Source organism: Blautia stercoris, assembly GCF_054657695.1.
In genome coordinates, this window is sequence record NZ_BAAHYF010000002.1 from 105,474 (window position 1) to 120,803 (window position 15,330).

Below are 15,330 nucleotides of genomic sequence, written 5' to 3' on the forward strand. Positions count from 1 at the left end.
ATGTTAGATTCACATTTCAGAAAAGAAGAATTCAAGAAAAGTGTAAAAGAGAATGTAAAGATGCTTTATAGAAAGACCTTGGATGAGGCAAGTCAGGAGCAGATTTTCCAGGCAGTTTCTCTGGCGGTAAAAGACGTAGTTATTGATAACTGGCTTTTGACACAGAAACAGTATGAAAAAGATGATCCGAAGATTGTGTACTATCTTTCCATGGAGTTCTTAATGGGACGTGCACTTGGTAATAACTTAATCAACCTGTGTGCATACAAAGAAGTAAAAGAAGCACTTGATGAGTTAGGACTGGATTTAAATACAATTGAAGACCAGGAGCCGGATCCGGCACTTGGTAATGGTGGTCTTGGACGACTTGCAGCCTGCTTCTTAGACTCCCTTGCAACACTTGGATACTGTGCTTATGGATGTGGTATCCGTTACCACTATGGTCTGTTCAAACAGAAAATCGAAAACGGATATCAGGTAGAAGTTCCGGATAACTGGCTGAAAGATGGCTATCCATTTGAACTTCGTCGTCCGGAATATGCAAAAGAAGTAAAATTCGGCGGATATGTTCGTGTAGAATACGACCCGGCTACAGGCAGAAACAACTTCATTCAGGAAGGTTATCAGTCAGTACGTGCCGTACCTTATGATATGCCAATCGTTGGTTACAACAACAAAATTGTAAACACTCTTCGTATCTGGGATGCAGAAGCAATGAATGAATTCCAGTTAGACTTATTTGATAAAGGTGATTACAGAAAAGCGGTAGAAGCAGAAAACCTTGCAAAGAATATTTGTGACGTACTCTATCCGAATGATAATCACTATGCAGGTAAAGAGCTTCGTTTAAAACAGCAGTATTTCTTTATTTCTGCAAGTATTCAGGCAGCAATCGCAAAATTCAAGAAAAAACACAGTGACATTCATGACCTGCCGAAGAAAGTAACCTTCCAGTTAAATGATACTCATCCGACAATGACAGTTGCTGAATTAATGCGTATCCTTCTGGATGAAGAAAAACTCGAATGGGATGATGCATGGGATATCACAACACATACCTGTGCTTACACAAACCATACAATCATGGCAGAAGCTCTGGAAAAATGGCCAATCGAGCTGTTCTCCAAACTGCTTCCTAGAGTTTACCAGATTATCGAAGAAATCAACCGCAGATTCATCGAGGAAATCAATCAGAAATATCCTGGAAATCAGGAAAAAGTCCGCAAAATGGCTATTATTTATGATGGACAGGTTAAGATGGCACATCTTGCAATCGCAGGTGGTTATTCTGTAAACGGTGTTGCAAGACTGCATACCGAAATCCTGAAAAAACAGGAATTAAAAGATTTCTACGAAATGTATCCGGAAAAATTCAATAACAAGACAAACGGTATTACTCAGAGACGTTTCATGGTTCATGCAAACCCGCTTCTGACAGAGTGGATTACAGACCACATCGGAGACAAATGGATTACAGACCTGCCACAGCTTGCTAAATTAAAAGTTTATGCCGATGACAAGAAAGCACAGCAGGAATTTATGAACATTAAATACCAGAATAAAGTGCGTCTTGCAAAATATATCTTAGAACATAACGGAATTGAAGTAGACCCGAACTCCATCTTTGATGTTCAGGTAAAACGACTTCACGAATACAAACGTCAGTTAATGAACATTCTGCATGTTATGTATCTGTACAATCAGATTAAAGAACATCCGGAAAGAGATTTTTATCCGAGAACCTTTATCTTCGGTGCCAAAGCAGCCGCTGGTTACAGACGTGCAAAACTGACAATCAAACTGATTAACTCAGTTGCAGACGTGATCAACAACGACGCTTCCATCAACGGAAAATTAAAAGTTGTATTTATTGAAAACTATCGTGTATCCAACGCTGAAATCATCTTTGCTGCAGCTGATGTTTCCGAACAGATTTCTACAGCAAGTAAAGAAGCATCCGGAACCGGTAACATGAAGTTCATGTTAAACGGTGCACTTACCGTTGGTACAATGGATGGTGCAAATGTTGAAATCGTAGAAGAAGTAGGCGAAGAAAATGCATTTATCTTCGGTCTGTCTTCTGATGAAGTTATCAACTACGAAAATAATGGCGGATATGACCCAATGCAGTACTTTAATAATGACCCGGACATCAGAAATGTATTAATGCAGTTGATTAACGGTACTTATTCAAACGGCGACTTTGAAATGTTCCGTGAAATCTATGATTCCTTATTAAATACAAACTGCAGTGACCGTGCAGATACTTACTTTATTTTAGCTGACTTCAAATCTTATGCAGACGCACAAAGAAGAGTAGAAGAAGCTTACAGAGATGAAGCAGGTTGGGCTAAGAAAGCACTCTTAAATACAGCATGCTCCGGTAAATTCTCCTCTGACAGAACCATTCAGCAGTACGTGGATGAAATCTGGCATCTGGACAAAGTTACAATTGAGGACTAATTGTAAAACGAATTAAAATTTATTTTAGAAAGCCCTCTGGCAAAACTTTAAGTTTTGTCAGAGGGCTTTTTTGCTGCTCTAAATTTGGAAAACTTTGAATGTAAATGGTACGCAGGAGGCAGAAATAACGGCAGATTAAAGGATAAAAAAAAGGCGGAGCCTATTATTTCAGTTTTGGAAAATAGGTTCCGCCATTCATCATGATAATACCTGGTGCAATGATATCAACGTTTTCAATTAAATAGTTTTTAAAACGTTCCCATAATGTAACTTTTTTAACTTCTTTATTTGCTTTTACCATAGCTGTAGCTGTAGTACTTGCCATAATTAACATCTCCTTTTTTATACTGTTCTTTGTTCTTTACGAGTGTTATAATAGCATGAAAGATATGAAGTGTTTAGATGAGTTTTTAGCTATTAATTCGGTTAATATTGACATTGTATACAAAAATGGAAGGAAGTCGACAGAAATAAAGAAAGCACGCAATGGCGTGCAAAATTTGGAGAAGTTAATATGATTTATGAACCTTTGTTTGAATTGGAAAAAAATGGTATTAATATCAAGTATCATACCAATCAGGGAGAATACACACCGGCTCACTGGCATGGAGCAATTGAACTGATGTATATTTTAAATGGAGTCGGTACCATTTTAATCGAAGGAAAAGAATATAAGATGATTGCCGGAGAATTTATTGTGGTGGATTCCAATCAGATTCATGAAGCAAGGTGCGCCAGGGCTTCCATGATGATAGTGATTCATTTTTCAAGAAGTGCGATGATTCAGATAGAACCAAATCTGGAAAAGTATAGAATCAGCTGCCGAAGAAGTGAATTATTAAGAACAAATCTGGAAGATTATTTTCAGATTTGCGACCTGTTAAAAAAATTGCCGCCTCTTTATGTCAATCAGCCACTTGGCTATCGGCTGGAACGGCAGGCGATTGCGCTTCAGATTATGTCAAAGCTGTTATTCGCTTTTTCCTATCCAAAGACTGCGATTACGTTACGGGAAGATGACACAAGACTGGAGAGGCTTTCTGAGATTACCGATTATATTGAAGAACATCATACAGAACGATTGTCATTAGAAGAAGTGTCCGGACGATTTTATCTGAGTCGTGAGTATTTCAGCCGTTTTTTTAAAGAAAATATGGGTGTTACATTTTCAAAATATTTAAATCAAATCCGGTTGATGCACATTTATCATGATTTATGCAGTACCAAAGAAAATATCCTTGATATAACTGAAAAACATGGATTTACCAATTATAAATTATTTAATAAGATGTTTCAGGAAACGTATGGATGTAAACCAAGGGAACTGAGGGCACGAAGAAAATAGTTACTATATAGTTACTATAATGAATTTCAGTATGTTTAAAAAGGTTCTGCATACTGGTAGCAATTAGAAAAATGGAGAAAACCTGTAATTTATTGCCGGTATTAGTTGACATTAACCGAATTGTTTTCTAAAATATAACCATAAAAATTATAGTTATTATGTATGAAGGAAGAAAATAAATATGAAGAGAAAAATGATGGCACTTTTACTGTCTATGACACTTGGTGCAACCATGTTTGCAGGCTGTGGCTCAGGAAGCAGTGATTCTGGTGACAGCAGTGCAAAAGACACAAAAGAAGATGCAGCAGCGGACGAGACAGACAAAGAAGAAGCTGATGCAGCAGATGAGACAGAGGCTTCCGGTGAAAAGACAGATGTTTATGTGTTTATCGCAGCCAGCTTAAAGAACACAATGGAAGAAATTAAAGCAAATTATGAGGCGGAGCATCCGAATGTAAACATTATCTACAATGCAGATAGTTCAGGAACTCTTCAGACTCAGATTGAAGAAGGCGCACAGTGCGACATTTTCTTCTCGGCAGCTACAAAGCAGATGGATGCTTTAACTGAAGAAGGTTATGTAATCGATGGTTCTGTGACAAATTTACTGGAAAATAAAATCGTATTAATCAAACCAACCGGAAAAGAAACAGCAGTTACCGGATTTGATAATATTACAGAGGCTTCCAGCCTTGCACTTGCAGGTGAAGATGTTCCGGTTGGACAGTATGCAAGAAAATTATTTGAAAATATCGGAAATCTTGATGATGTAATGGCGATGGAAATCAACGAAGGTGCAAATGTTACAGCAGTGCTTACAGCGGTAGCAGAAGGAAGCAACGAAGTTGGTGTTGTATATGCAACAGATGCAGCTTCTATGGCAGATAAAGTTGAAGTAATTGCGGAAGCAACAGCAGACCAGGTTGACCCGGCTATCTATCCGATTGGATTAATTGAAGATAAAGAAGCAAGTGATGCAGAAGTAAAAGCAGCAGAAGAATTTAAAGAATATGTTGCAACAGACCCATCACCAATGGAATTATTAACAGCAGCAGGATTTAACCAAATCAAGTAAGTTCCCTGTTTCAATTGCGAAAAGCAATAAGCAGGGGTGGGGACTTGCTTGTATCAGGAGGGGGCAAGCCCCTTCTGATAAGCTGCGTAGCAGCTATTTGGTTATGAGCAAGTAGCGAAGCGGATTGCGAATATCCACTTGACACAGTATACAGAACAGTAAAAAATAAAATACATAAAAGTAAAATTGAAAAGGGGGTGAAGATCTATGAATGAAATTTTGGAGACAATAGATTGGAGTCCTCTTTTTATTTCTCTGAAAACAGGTATTCTTGCGACTGTGCTTGCGTTTTTTGCAGGAATTGCAGCCGCAAGGTTTATTATGAAATTAAACAATACCGCAAAAGCAGTTGTAGATGGATTATTGACACTTCCACTGGTACTTCCTCCTACGGTAGCAGGTTTCTTTCTGTTACTGATTTTCAGTCTGCGGAGACCATTTGGAAAGTATTTATACACACAGTTTGACATTAAGCTGGTTCAGACCTGGCCGGGCTGTGTGATTGCGGCACTTGTCATTGCATTTCCACTTATGTATCGAAATGCAAGAGCAGCATTTGAACAGATTGACGTAAATGTGATTTATGCGGGGAGAACGCTTGGAATGTCTGAGAGAAAAATTTTCTGGAAGGTAGTTGTTCCGATGGCAGCTCCGGGACTTGCATCCGGTACGGTACTTGCATTTGCAAGAGCAGTTGGAGAATATGGGGCAACTTCCATGCTTGCCGGAAATATTCTTGGAAAAACCAGAACGGTATCCGTGGCAATTGCTTCGGAGGTCGCCGCAGGAAACTGGGATACCGCTGCATTTTGGGTCTGTGTGATTGTAATTTTATCGTTCCTGATTGTGGCACTCATCAATCTGATATCAGGAAAAAATATGAAAAATGTGAACAGGTGGATGTGATATGGCACTACAGGCAAAGATAAAGAAAAAATTTTTCGGATTTACATTGGATGTGGAATTTGAAACAAAAGAGGGATGCATGGGAATCCTCGGCGCGTCGGGCTGTGGAAAGAGCATGACCTTAAAATGTATTGCCGGAATTGAAAAACCGGACAGCGGAAGAATTGTATTAAATGGAAGAGTATTGTTTGATTCCGAGAAGAAAATTAATCTTCCGGTTCAGAAAAGAAATGTCGGATATTTATTTCAAAATTATGCCTTATTTCCGACTATGACCGTAGAACAGAATCTGATGGTTGTAATGGAGGGCAAAAAAGAAGAAAAACGGGCGAAGATAAAAGAGCAGCTTGAACGTTTTGAACTTTCGGGTTTGGAAAAAAGATATCCTTCCCAGCTGTCCGGCGGACAACAGCAGAGGGTTGCACTTGCAAGAATGTTGCTCCATCAGCCGGAAATAATTATGTTGGATGAACCATTTTCTGCGCTCGATGGATTTTTAAAAGATACGCTTCAGCTTGAAATGCTGGAATTGATTGAAGAATACCAAAAGGATGTACTGATGGTTTCTCATTCAAGGGATGAAATCTATCGTTTTTGTGACAATATGGTACTGCTTGAAAAAGGCAGCTGTATCTTAAAAGGAAAGACAACCGATATTTTTGCAAATCCGAGAAAGATGGAAGCAGCGAGATTGACCGGCTGTAAAAATATTTCTGCGGCAGAAAAAAGAGGCAGTCACAGTGTGTATGCCAGGGACTGGGATTTTGTATTTGAAACGGAAGAAGAAGTAAAAGATTCCATAAAATATATTGGGATTCGGGCACACTATATGAAACCGTCGGACGTGCCGGAAAAAATAAATTCCATGAAAATTGTATCGGCCGGTTATACAGAGACTCCGTTTGAGAATCAGCATTTGTTTAAAAATGCTGAAAATCCAAAGAGCAAGAGACTTTGGTATATCGAAGAAAAACCGGATTTAAAAGAGACAACGGAACAACCATTACCATCTTATATGGTGTTTCCGAAAAAGTCTCTCATGCTTCTTGAGTGAAAAAGCTGATTGACAAAAGACAGTTTTTTTTATTGTTATCACAAATGAGAAAAGGGAAACGAGAAAAGAAAATTTCTTTTTTCCTTTTCTTGTTTTTCTGGGAAAAGAAACTTGACAAATAATATAAAGTATTTTATGTTACTAGTACACCGAATATTTAAGTAACCACCATATTGACTTGCCTGATTTTTAATCTACTGCGTTGTCGTCAATCGTCGTAGCCACCGCTACGCCTCATTCCTCCGTCTTGTATATAAGAAAATCATTCAGCGTCAATATAGCAGCTACTTAATTTACGCTGACTAGTAACGGACAAAAGTATGTGGCAAAAATTATTAAAAGATAGAATAAAATAATTTGACTTTAAGGAGAATGGAAAATAATGACATTAAAAGAGTGTTATGATGCATTAGGCGGTAATTATGAAGATACCGTAAGGCGTCTGTATAATGAAAAATTAGTAGAAAAATTTTTATTTAAATTTGAAGAAGATCCAAGTTTTGAAAATCTGAAAAAAGCGCTGGAGGAGGAAGATCTGGAAGCTGCATTTCGTGCGGCGCATACTTTAAAAGGTGTTGCACAGAACATGGGATTTGACAATCTTGCAGAATCAAGTTCTGTATTGACAGAGGCTTTGCGTTCCAGAAAGGTTATGCCAGATGCAGAACAGGTAGAGAAAGTATGTAAGGATTACAACAAAATCCGTGAAACAATTACGGAATATAAAAAACGATAAACGATATGAGTGTTAAAAGAAAATAAAGTAATTGACAAAGACCTGCATCTATGTTAGACTGGAAAAGCGACAGTGGAAGTGGGTCTTTTTTTTGTGCCTAAAACAAAGGATAAAAAAAGATTTGTCGCGGTAAACAAGGAAACGTTGCAAAGGCAGAAACGTGAATCTGCCGGCGATAAAAGACACATGGAGGTGGAAGTCGTGCGCGTAAAAATCACATTGGCATGCACAGAATGTAAACAGCGTAATTACAACATGACAAAAGAGAAAAAGAACCATCCGGAACGTATGGAAACTAAAAAGTACTGTAAGTTCTGTAAGGCTCATACTTTGCACAAAGAAACAAAATAATCTGGCTGTGAGGTGAAGCTATGGAAGCAGAGAAAAAAGGAAAAGCTCCAAAGAAAAGCTGGACCAAAGGACTTCAGGCTGAATTTAAAAAGATAGTCTGGCCGGAACAGCAGACACTGGTAAAACAGACCGTTGCTGTTGTAGTTATTACTGCGATTATAGGTGTACTTATTTCAGCAGTTGACAGTGCAGCTCTGCAGGCATTGAATTTATTGATTAAGTAAGGATAAGGTGAAAGCATGTCAGAAGCAAATTGGTATGTTGTACATACCTATTCAGGGTATGAAAACAAGGTAAAAGCCAACATTGATAAGACAATTGAGAACCGACACCTGGAAAATCAAATTTTAGAAGTTCGCGTACCCTTAGAGGACGTAGAAGAGAACAAAGATGGCAAACGTAGAATTGTCCAGAAAAAAATGTTCCCTGGATACGTTTTAATTCACATGGTAATGAATGACGACACATGGTATGTTGTAAGAAACACCAGAGGTGTTACAGGGTTCGTAGGTCCGGGTTCCAAGCCGGTTGCTCTCTCAGAAGCTGAGATGGAACGTCTTGGAATTCAGAACGTAGTAGTTCAGATTGATTTTGAAGTGGGTGACAGCGTTGTTATCACAAGTGGTGCATGGAAAGACACAGAGAGTGTAATCCAGAGCATCAACGAAGCAAAACGTACGGTAACAATAAATGTTGAGATGATGGGACGCGAAACACCGTTGGAAATCGGATTCGCGGAAGTAAAGAAATTGTAACAAAAGTAAAAGGGCCGTAGGTCACAGGCCCGTGGGAGGGAAATCCCCGACATTACCACATTATTAGGAGGTGCCAAAATGGCAAAGAAAGTAACAGGATATATTAAATTACAGATTCCAGCTGGAAAGGCAACACCAGCACCACCGGTTGGTCCTGCTCTGGGTCAGCACGGTGTAAACATTGTACAGTTTACAAAGGAATTTAATGCAAGAACAGCAGATAAAGGTGACTTAATCATCCCTGTTGTTATTACTGTATATGCGGACAGAAGCTTCAGCTTCATCACAAAGACTCCGCCGGCAGCAGTTCTGTTAAAGAAAGCTTGTAACATCAAATCTGGTTCAGGCGTTCCTAACAAAACAAAAGTTGCTACAATTTCCAAAGCAAAAATCCAGGAAATTGCAGAAATGAAAATGCCAGACTTAAATGCAGGTTCTCTTGAAGCAGCTATGAGCATGATCGCTGGTACTGCAAGAAGTATGGGAATCACTGTAGAAGAGTAATTAACTATCAAACGAACGTGGGAGGGACATTCCCGCAATTACCACTAGGAGGTTATTAATATGAAACGCGGAAAGAAATATGTAGAAGCTGCAAAAGCAGTGGATCGCGCAAATTTATATGAAACAGAAGAAGCTATCTCTTTAGTTAAGAAAACAGCGGTAGCTAAATTTGACGAAACAATCGAAGCGCATATCAGAACAGGATGTGACGGACGTCATGCTGACCAGCAGATTCGTGGTGCAGTTGTACTTCCTCACGGAACAGGTAAAACTGTTCGTGTATTAGTATTTGCTAAAAATGCAAAAGCTGATGAAGCACAGGCAGCAGGAGCAGACTTCGTAGGAGCTGAAGAATTAATTCCGAAGATCCAGAACGAAGGATGGTTAGATTTCGACGTAGTAGTAGCTACACCGGATATGATGGGTGTTGTTGGTCGTCTGGGTCGTGTACTTGGACCAAAAGGCTTAATGCCAAACCCAAAAGCTGGTACAGTAACAATGGACGTAACAAAAGCTGTTCAGGAAATCAAAGCTGGTAAGATTGAATATCGTCTTGATAAAACAAACATCATTCACGTGCCAATCGGAAAAGCTTCTTTCACAGAGGAGCAGTTAGCAGACAACTTCCAGACTCTTATGGGAGCTATTGCAAAGGCTAAACCAAGCACACTGAAAGGTCAGTACCTGAAGAGTGTAACACTTGCTTCTACAATGGGACCAAGTGTTAAGGTTAACCCGGTAAAATTAGCTCAGTAATAGATTTTAGAAAAAGACGTCGTATCTAAGCAAGAGAGATATGGCGTCTTTTTTGTGTTGTAAAATAAAAAAAATAAAAAAAGTTCTTGACAAACCTCTATAGGTTTGGTATTCTGCTAGAGGAATAGCTGCCGAAGACAGCAGGTGCCGTTAGGCATAAGGTTAAAACGCCTGCCGAGGAAAGATTCATTCTTACAAAGTTTAGGATTGATAAAACCTCTCTGTCTTGTGCGGAGAGGTCTTTTTGTAAGTACTAATATTGAAGTACCTTTCGTAAAGGAGCAGCGCAGCCTAAAAAAATAAGGAGGTGCACTAATTCATGGCAAAAGTAGAACTTAAAAAGCCTGTCGTAGAAGAAATCGCTAACAGCATCAATGGTGCAGCAAGCGTAGTATTAGTTAGCTACAAAGGTATCACTGTTGAACAGGATACAAAGATGCGTAAGGAATTAAGAGAAGCTGGTGTTACTTATAAAGTATACAAAAACACAATGATGAACTTTGCATTCAAAGGAACTCCTTGTGAAGAATTATGCCAGCACTTAGAAGGAACAAATGCATTAGCAGTATGCGCAGAAGACGCAACTGCACCGGCAAGAATTCTTGCTAAATATGCAAAAGACGTTCCGACTCTGGAATTAGTAGCAGGTGTTGTTGAAGACACTTACTATGATAAAGCTGGAATCGAAGCTCTTGCAAAAGTACCATCAAGAGAAGAACTTCTTGGAAAATTGCTTGGAAGTATCCAGTCTCCGATTACAAACTTCGCTCGTGTGCTTAACCAGATTGCTGAACAGCAGGGTGGCGCAGCAGCAGAATAATGTGCGGTAGAAAATAAGAAATATGACCGGTTATCCGGTACTCTAAAATTGAAAAACGAAAAAATGGAGGTAAATTTAAAATGGCAAAATTAACAACAGCAGAATTTATTGAAGCTATCAAAGAATTATCTGTATTAGAATTAAACGAATTAGTAAAAGCTTGTGAAGAAGAATTCGGTGTATCCGCAGCAGCAGGTGTTGTAGTTGCAGCAGCAGGAGATGCAGCAGGCGCAGCAGAAGAAAAAGATGAATTTGACGTAGAACTGACAGAAGTTGGCCCTAACAAAGTTAAAGTTATCAAAGTAGTTCGTGAAGTAACTGGATTAGGCTTAAAAGAAGCGAAAGAAGTTGTTGACGGAGCTCCTAAAGTTGTTAAAGAAGGCGCATCTAAAGCAGAAGCTGAAGAAATCAAAACAAAACTTGAAGGCGAAGGCGCTAAAGTTACTCTTAAATAATTTAAGTGTAAACTTGCCAGAACTTTTGACCCCGACATCTTTGGATGTCGGGGTTTTGTTTATCCAAGAATGAAAAATTTTAATGAAAAAATTTAGTTGAAAAAATGCTTGACATGCATTATAGAATGTGATAAAGTGAAAAATGCACTATTATGGAAACTTATGCCTGTTATTCTATTTATTTATAAATTTACAGGAAGAAAACAGGATCTGAATCATAATCCATAATAAAATTAAAACATACAAGGGGTGAAACGTCAATGGAGAAAAACAGAATCCGTCCCATTAAATCCGGTAAGAGCATGAGAATGACTTACCAGCGCCAGAAAGAGGTACTGGAAATGCCGAATCTGATTGAAGTTCAGAAAGACTCTTATCAGTGGTTTTTGGACGAAGGTCTTAATGAAGTTTTTGAAGATATCTCTCCAATCGCAGATTATAGCGGTAAGTTAAGCTTGGAATTTGTTGACTTTACTTTATGCGAAGATGAAGTAAAATACTCCATCGAAGAGTGTAAAGAAAGAGATGCGACTTATGCTGCACCTTTAAAAGTAAAGGTAAGATTATACAACAAAGAAAATGACGAAGTCAGTGAACACGAGATTTTTATGGGTGATTTACCACTGATGACTGCTACAGGAACGTTTGTAATTAACGGTGCTGAACGAGTAATTGTCAGCCAGTTGGTTCGTTCTCCAGGCATCTACTACGCAATCGCTCATGATAAACTGGGTAAGACCTTGTATTCTGCTACAGTTATTCCGAACAGGGGTGCATGGCTGGAATATGAGACGGATTCCAATGACGTGTTCTATGTTCGTGTAGACAGAACAAGAAAAGTCCCGATTACAGTTCTCATTCGTGCTTTAGGTGTAGGTACAAATGCAGAAATTATAGATTTATTCGGTGAAGAACCAAAGATTCTTGCAAGTTTTGGTAAAGATACATCTGAGGATTATCATACAGGTCTTTTAGAGCTGTATAAGAAAATTCGTCCAGGTGAACCGCTTGCAGTAGACAGCGCAGAGAGTCTGATTAATGGCATGTTCTTTGACGCAAGACGTTATGACCTGGCAAAAGTAGGTCGTTATAAATTTAATAAAAAACTGTTATTAAGAAACCGTATTGTAGGGCATCCGCTGGCTGAAGAAGTTGTAGATGTCACAACAGGTGAAATTATTGCAGAAGCAGGTACAGTTGTAACAAAAGCACTGGCTGACCAGATTCAGAATGCAGCTGTTCCTTTCGTATGGATTCAGGGCGAAGAGCGTAAAATCAAAGTACTGTCCAGTATGATGGTAGACCTCACAAGCTTTGTTGATATTGACCCGGAAGAAGTTGGTGTTTCCGAGATGGTTTACTATCCGGTACTGGCTAAGATTCTGGAAGAAAATGAAGACATTGAAGATATCAAAGAAGCAATCCGCCGTGATATTCATGAATTAATTCCGAAGCATATTACAAAAGAAGACATTTTTGCTTCTATCAACTACAATATGCATCTGGAATATGGTCTGGGAAATGATGATGATATTGACCACTTAGGAAACAGACGTATCCGTGCAGTTGGTGAATTACTTCAGAACCAGTACAGAATCGGTCTTTCCAGACTGGAAAGAGTCGTTCGTGAAAGAATGACAACACAGGACAGCGACACAATTTCTCCGCAGTCCTTAATCAATATCAAACCGGTAACTGCAGCAGTGAAAGAATTTTTCGGTTCTTCCCAGCTGTCACAGTTCATGGATCAGAACAACCCTCTTGGTGAGTTAACTCATAAGAGACGTTTATCCGCACTCGGTCCTGGTGGTCTGTCCCGTGACCGTGCAGGTTTCGAGGTTCGAGACGTTCACTATTCTCATTATGGAAGAATGTGCCCGATTGAAACCCCTGAAGGTCCGAACATCGGTCTGATTAACTCCCTTGCATCTTATGCAAGAATTAATAATTATGGATTCGTTGAGGCTCCATATCGTAAAATCGATAAATCTGATCCGAAAAATCCTCGTGTTACAGATGAAGTTGTTTATATGACAGCTGACGAAGAAGATAATTACCATGTAGCACAGGCGAATGAGCCGTTGGATGCAGAGGGTCATTTCATTCATAAAAACGTATCCGGTCGTTACAGAGAAGAAACTCAGGAATATGAACGCCATATGTTTGATTACATGGACGTATCTCCTAAGATGGTATTCTCCGTTGCTACAGCGCTGATTCCGTTCTTACAGAACGATGATGCGAACCGTGCGCTGATGGGTTCCAACATGCAGCGTCAGGCCGTTCCGCTTCTTACAACAGAAGCTCCTGTAGTAGGTACCGGTATGGAAGCAAAAGCAGCAGTTGACTCCGGTGTCTGCGTTGTTGCAAAAAATTCCGGTGTTGTAGAGTGTGCAGCTTCCAAAGAAATCATTATCCGTACAGATGATGGAAAGAAAGACGTTTATCATCTGACAAAATTTATGCGTAGTAACCAGAGTAACTGTTACAACCAGAGACCGATTGTGTTCAAAGGTGAGAGAGTGGAAGCCGGACAGGTTATTGCAGATGGTCCTTCTACATCAAATGGTGAACTTGCATTAGGTAAGAATCCATTAATCGGATTCATGACCTGGGAAGGTTATAACTACGAGGATGCCGTTCTGCTTAGTGAAAGACTGGTTCAGGATGACGTTTATACTTCTGTTCATATTGAAGAATATGAAGCAGAAGCCAGAGATACAAAACTCGGACCGGAAGAAATCACAAGAGACGTTCCAGGCGTTGGTGATGATGCATTAAAAGATTTGGATGAACGTGGTATCATCCGTATCGGTGCAGAAGTACGTGCCGGAGATATTCTTGTTGGTAAAGTAACTCCAAAAGGAGAAACAGAACTGACAGCAGAAGAAAGGCTGCTTCGTGCGATTTTCGGTGAAAAAGCACGTGAAGTTCGTGACACTTCCTTAAAAGTACCGCATGGTGAATACGGTATTATCGTAGATGCAAAAGTATTCACAAGAGAAAATGGTGACGAACTGTCTCCTGGTGTAAATCAGGCAGTACGTATTTATATTGCTCAGAAGAGAAAAATTTCCGTTGGTGATAAGATGGCCGGACGTCACGGTAACAAGGGTGTTGTTTCCCGTGTCCTTCCTGTAGAAGATATGCCATTCTTACCAAACGGCCGTCCGCTGGATATCGTACTGAATCCTCTGGGTGTACCTTCCCGAATGAATATCGGACAGGTCCTCGAGATTCATTTAAGTCTTGCGGCAAAAGCACTTGGATTTAACATTGCAACACCGGTATTCGACGGTGCAAACGAGGTTGATATTCAGGATACCCTCAGACTTGCAAATGACTATGTAAACATGGAATGGGATGAGTTTGAGGCAAAACATAAAGATACATTAAACCCGGAAGTAATGCAGTATCTGTCAGACAACAGAGAACACAGAAAACTGTGGAAAGGTGTTCCGATTTCCAGTGATGGTAAAGTAAGACTTCGTGACGGTCGTACAGGTGAATACTTCGACAGCCCTGTAACAATCGGACACATGCATTACCTGAAACTGCATCACCTGGTAGACGATAAGATTCATGCACGTTCTACCGGTCCATACTCACTGGTAACACAGCAGCCGCTGGGTGGTAAAGCTCAGTTTGGTGGTCAGCGTTTCGGAGAGATGGAGGTTTGGGCACTTGAAGCTTATGGTGCTTCCTATACTCTGCAGGAAATTCTGACTGTAAAATCCGATGATGTAATCGGACGTGTTAAGACTTATGAAGCGATTATTAAGGGCGAGAATATTCCGGAGCCTGGTATTCCGGAATCATTCAAAGTACTTCTCAAAGAATTACAGTCCTTGGGTCTGGATGTCAGAGTCTTAAAAGATGATATGACAGAAGTGGAAATCATGGAAAATATCGATTATGGCGAGACTGATATGCGTTCTATTATCGAAGGTGATTCCAGACACCACAGAGATGACGAAGATTACGGCAACTACGGATTCCAGAAACAGGAATTTGAAGGTGAAGAATTAGTCGATGTGGAAGAAGAAGACAATGACGATGATTTACTGAGCGTAGATGAGGATACTCTGGAAGAGTAAGGAAAGGAGTCCA

At 39.7% G+C, this 15,330-nt stretch carries 15 protein-coding genes and 1 other annotated feature; of the genes, 14 read left to right on the plus strand and 1 reads right to left on the minus strand.

Annotation, left to right across the window (positions count from 1 at the left end; all coding sequences use genetic code 11):
* The gene (locus tag ACYQ2D_RS10250) at nucleotides 1-2,463 is read left to right on the plus strand and encodes a glycogen/starch/alpha-glucan phosphorylase (RefSeq protein ID WP_022302597.1); all 2,463 of its coding nucleotides are present in this window, start codon (nucleotides 1-3) and stop codon (nucleotides 2,461-2,463) included.
* Nucleotides 2,464-2,626: 163 nt separating this feature from the next.
* Here ACYQ2D_RS10250 and ACYQ2D_RS10255 read toward each other — a convergent pair whose 3' ends face one another.
* Nucleotides 2,627-2,788, minus strand: a complete 162-nt coding sequence (locus tag ACYQ2D_RS10255; protein WP_459785375.1) for a hypothetical protein — start codon at nucleotides 2,786-2,788, stop codon at nucleotides 2,627-2,629.
* Nucleotides 2,789-2,977: 189 nt separating this feature from the next.
* Between ACYQ2D_RS10255 and ACYQ2D_RS10260 the strand changes: the two genes are divergently transcribed.
* The 13 genes from ACYQ2D_RS10260 to rpoB all read left to right on the plus strand — a co-directional run bounded on the left by ACYQ2D_RS10260 (nucleotide 2,978) and on the right by rpoB (nucleotide 15,317).
* The gene (locus tag ACYQ2D_RS10260) at nucleotides 2,978-3,808 is read left to right on the plus strand and encodes an AraC family transcriptional regulator (protein WP_117457564.1); all 831 of its coding nucleotides are present in this window, start codon (nucleotides 2,978-2,980) and stop codon (nucleotides 3,806-3,808) included.
* A gap of 181 nt (nucleotides 3,809-3,989) precedes the next feature.
* Nucleotides 3,990-4,883 carry a molybdate ABC transporter substrate-binding protein gene (gene modA / locus ACYQ2D_RS10265; protein WP_459785376.1) on the plus strand — a complete coding sequence of 298 codons (894 nt, stop codon included), beginning with the start codon at nucleotides 3,990-3,992 and terminating at the stop codon, nucleotides 4,881-4,883.
* 207 nt (nucleotides 4,884-5,090) lie between these two features.
* Nucleotides 5,091-5,789: a molybdate ABC transporter permease subunit gene (gene modB / locus ACYQ2D_RS10270; protein WP_117457565.1), complete on the plus strand. Its 699-nt coding sequence runs from the start codon at nucleotides 5,091-5,093 to the stop codon at nucleotides 5,787-5,789.
* A 1-nt stretch (nucleotide 5,790) separates the two neighbouring features.
* Nucleotides 5,791-6,843, plus strand: a complete 1,053-nt coding sequence (locus ACYQ2D_RS10275; RefSeq protein WP_117457566.1) for a sulfate/molybdate ABC transporter ATP-binding protein — start codon at nucleotides 5,791-5,793, stop codon at nucleotides 6,841-6,843.
* 382 nt (nucleotides 6,844-7,225) lie between these two features.
* Nucleotides 7,226-7,579, plus strand: a complete 354-nt coding sequence (locus tag ACYQ2D_RS10280; protein WP_117457567.1) for an Hpt domain-containing protein — start codon at nucleotides 7,226-7,228, stop codon at nucleotides 7,577-7,579.
* A 186-nt stretch (nucleotides 7,580-7,765) separates the two neighbouring features.
* Nucleotides 7,766-7,930, plus strand: coding sequence for a 50S ribosomal protein L33 (rpmG, locus tag ACYQ2D_RS10285; protein ID WP_207726723.1), 165 nt, complete (start codon nucleotides 7,766-7,768; stop codon nucleotides 7,928-7,930).
* 20 nt (nucleotides 7,931-7,950) lie between these two features.
* Nucleotides 7,951-8,154 carry a preprotein translocase subunit SecE gene (gene secE, locus ACYQ2D_RS10290; RefSeq protein ID WP_022302588.1) on the plus strand — a complete coding sequence of 68 codons (204 nt, stop codon included), beginning with the start codon at nucleotides 7,951-7,953 and terminating at the stop codon, nucleotides 8,152-8,154.
* Between the two features lie 15 nt (nucleotides 8,155-8,169).
* Nucleotides 8,170-8,685 (plus strand): transcription termination/antitermination protein NusG, encoded by a 516-nt coding sequence (gene nusG, locus ACYQ2D_RS10295; RefSeq protein ID WP_117457568.1) that lies wholly within the window; start codon nucleotides 8,170-8,172, stop codon nucleotides 8,683-8,685.
* 78 nt (nucleotides 8,686-8,763) lie between these two features.
* On the plus strand, nucleotides 8,764-9,189 hold the full coding sequence (rplK, locus tag ACYQ2D_RS10300; protein ID WP_022302586.1) for a 50S ribosomal protein L11: 426 nt from the start codon (nucleotides 8,764-8,766) through the stop codon (nucleotides 9,187-9,189).
* Nucleotides 9,190-9,249: 60 nt separating this feature from the next.
* Nucleotides 9,250-9,945 carry a 50S ribosomal protein L1 gene (gene rplA, locus ACYQ2D_RS10305; protein WP_022302585.1) on the plus strand — a complete coding sequence of 232 codons (696 nt, stop codon included), beginning with the start codon at nucleotides 9,250-9,252 and terminating at the stop codon, nucleotides 9,943-9,945.
* Between the two features lie 113 nt (nucleotides 9,946-10,058).
* Nucleotides 10,059-10,200: a sequence feature (ribosomal protein L10 leader region), on the plus strand.
* A gap of 64 nt (nucleotides 10,201-10,264) precedes the next feature.
* Entirely contained in the window at nucleotides 10,265-10,765 is a 501-nt protein-coding gene (gene rplJ / locus ACYQ2D_RS10310) for a 50S ribosomal protein L10 (RefSeq protein WP_117457569.1), read from the plus strand.
* Nucleotides 10,766-10,845: 80 nt separating this feature from the next.
* Nucleotides 10,846-11,220, plus strand: coding sequence for a 50S ribosomal protein L7/L12 (gene rplL, locus ACYQ2D_RS10315; protein WP_022302583.1), 375 nt, complete (start codon nucleotides 10,846-10,848; stop codon nucleotides 11,218-11,220).
* Nucleotides 11,221-11,480: 260 nt separating this feature from the next.
* Complete coding sequence (gene rpoB, locus ACYQ2D_RS10320; RefSeq protein WP_022302582.1) at nucleotides 11,481-15,317, plus strand: DNA-directed RNA polymerase subunit beta; 3,837 nt, start codon at nucleotides 11,481-11,483, stop codon at nucleotides 15,315-15,317.
* Nucleotides 15,318-15,330: the final 13 nt, after the last annotated feature.

Excerpts from the sequence above, each read along its gene's own strand:
- ACYQ2D_RS10250 (WP_022302597.1), top strand. The coding sequence starts at position 1 with ATGTTAGATTCACATTTCAGAAAAGAAGAATTCAAGAAAAGTGTAAAA.
- ACYQ2D_RS10255 (WP_459785375.1), bottom strand. The coding sequence starts at position 2,788 with ATGGCAAGTACTACAGCTACAGCTATGGTAAAAGCAAATAAAGAAGTT.
- ACYQ2D_RS10260 (WP_117457564.1), top strand. The coding sequence starts at position 2,978 with ATGATTTATGAACCTTTGTTTGAATTGGAAAAAAATGGTATTAATATC.
- modA (WP_459785376.1), top strand. The coding sequence starts at position 3,990 with ATGAAGAGAAAAATGATGGCACTTTTACTGTCTATGACACTTGGTGCA.
- modB (WP_117457565.1), top strand. The coding sequence starts at position 5,091 with ATGAATGAAATTTTGGAGACAATAGATTGGAGTCCTCTTTTTATTTCT.
- ACYQ2D_RS10275 (WP_117457566.1), top strand. The coding sequence starts at position 5,791 with ATGGCACTACAGGCAAAGATAAAGAAAAAATTTTTCGGATTTACATTG.
- ACYQ2D_RS10280 (WP_117457567.1), top strand. The coding sequence starts at position 7,226 with ATGACATTAAAAGAGTGTTATGATGCATTAGGCGGTAATTATGAAGAT.
- rpmG (WP_207726723.1), top strand. The coding sequence starts at position 7,766 with ATGGAGGTGGAAGTCGTGCGCGTAAAAATCACATTGGCATGCACAGAA.
- secE (WP_022302588.1), top strand. The coding sequence starts at position 7,951 with ATGGAAGCAGAGAAAAAAGGAAAAGCTCCAAAGAAAAGCTGGACCAAA.
- nusG (WP_117457568.1), top strand. The coding sequence starts at position 8,170 with ATGTCAGAAGCAAATTGGTATGTTGTACATACCTATTCAGGGTATGAA.
- rplK (WP_022302586.1), top strand. The coding sequence starts at position 8,764 with ATGGCAAAGAAAGTAACAGGATATATTAAATTACAGATTCCAGCTGGA.
- rplA (WP_022302585.1), top strand. The coding sequence starts at position 9,250 with ATGAAACGCGGAAAGAAATATGTAGAAGCTGCAAAAGCAGTGGATCGC.
- rplJ (WP_117457569.1), top strand. The coding sequence starts at position 10,265 with ATGGCAAAAGTAGAACTTAAAAAGCCTGTCGTAGAAGAAATCGCTAAC.
- rplL (WP_022302583.1), top strand. The coding sequence starts at position 10,846 with ATGGCAAAATTAACAACAGCAGAATTTATTGAAGCTATCAAAGAATTA.
- rpoB (WP_022302582.1), top strand. The coding sequence starts at position 11,481 with ATGGAGAAAAACAGAATCCGTCCCATTAAATCCGGTAAGAGCATGAGA.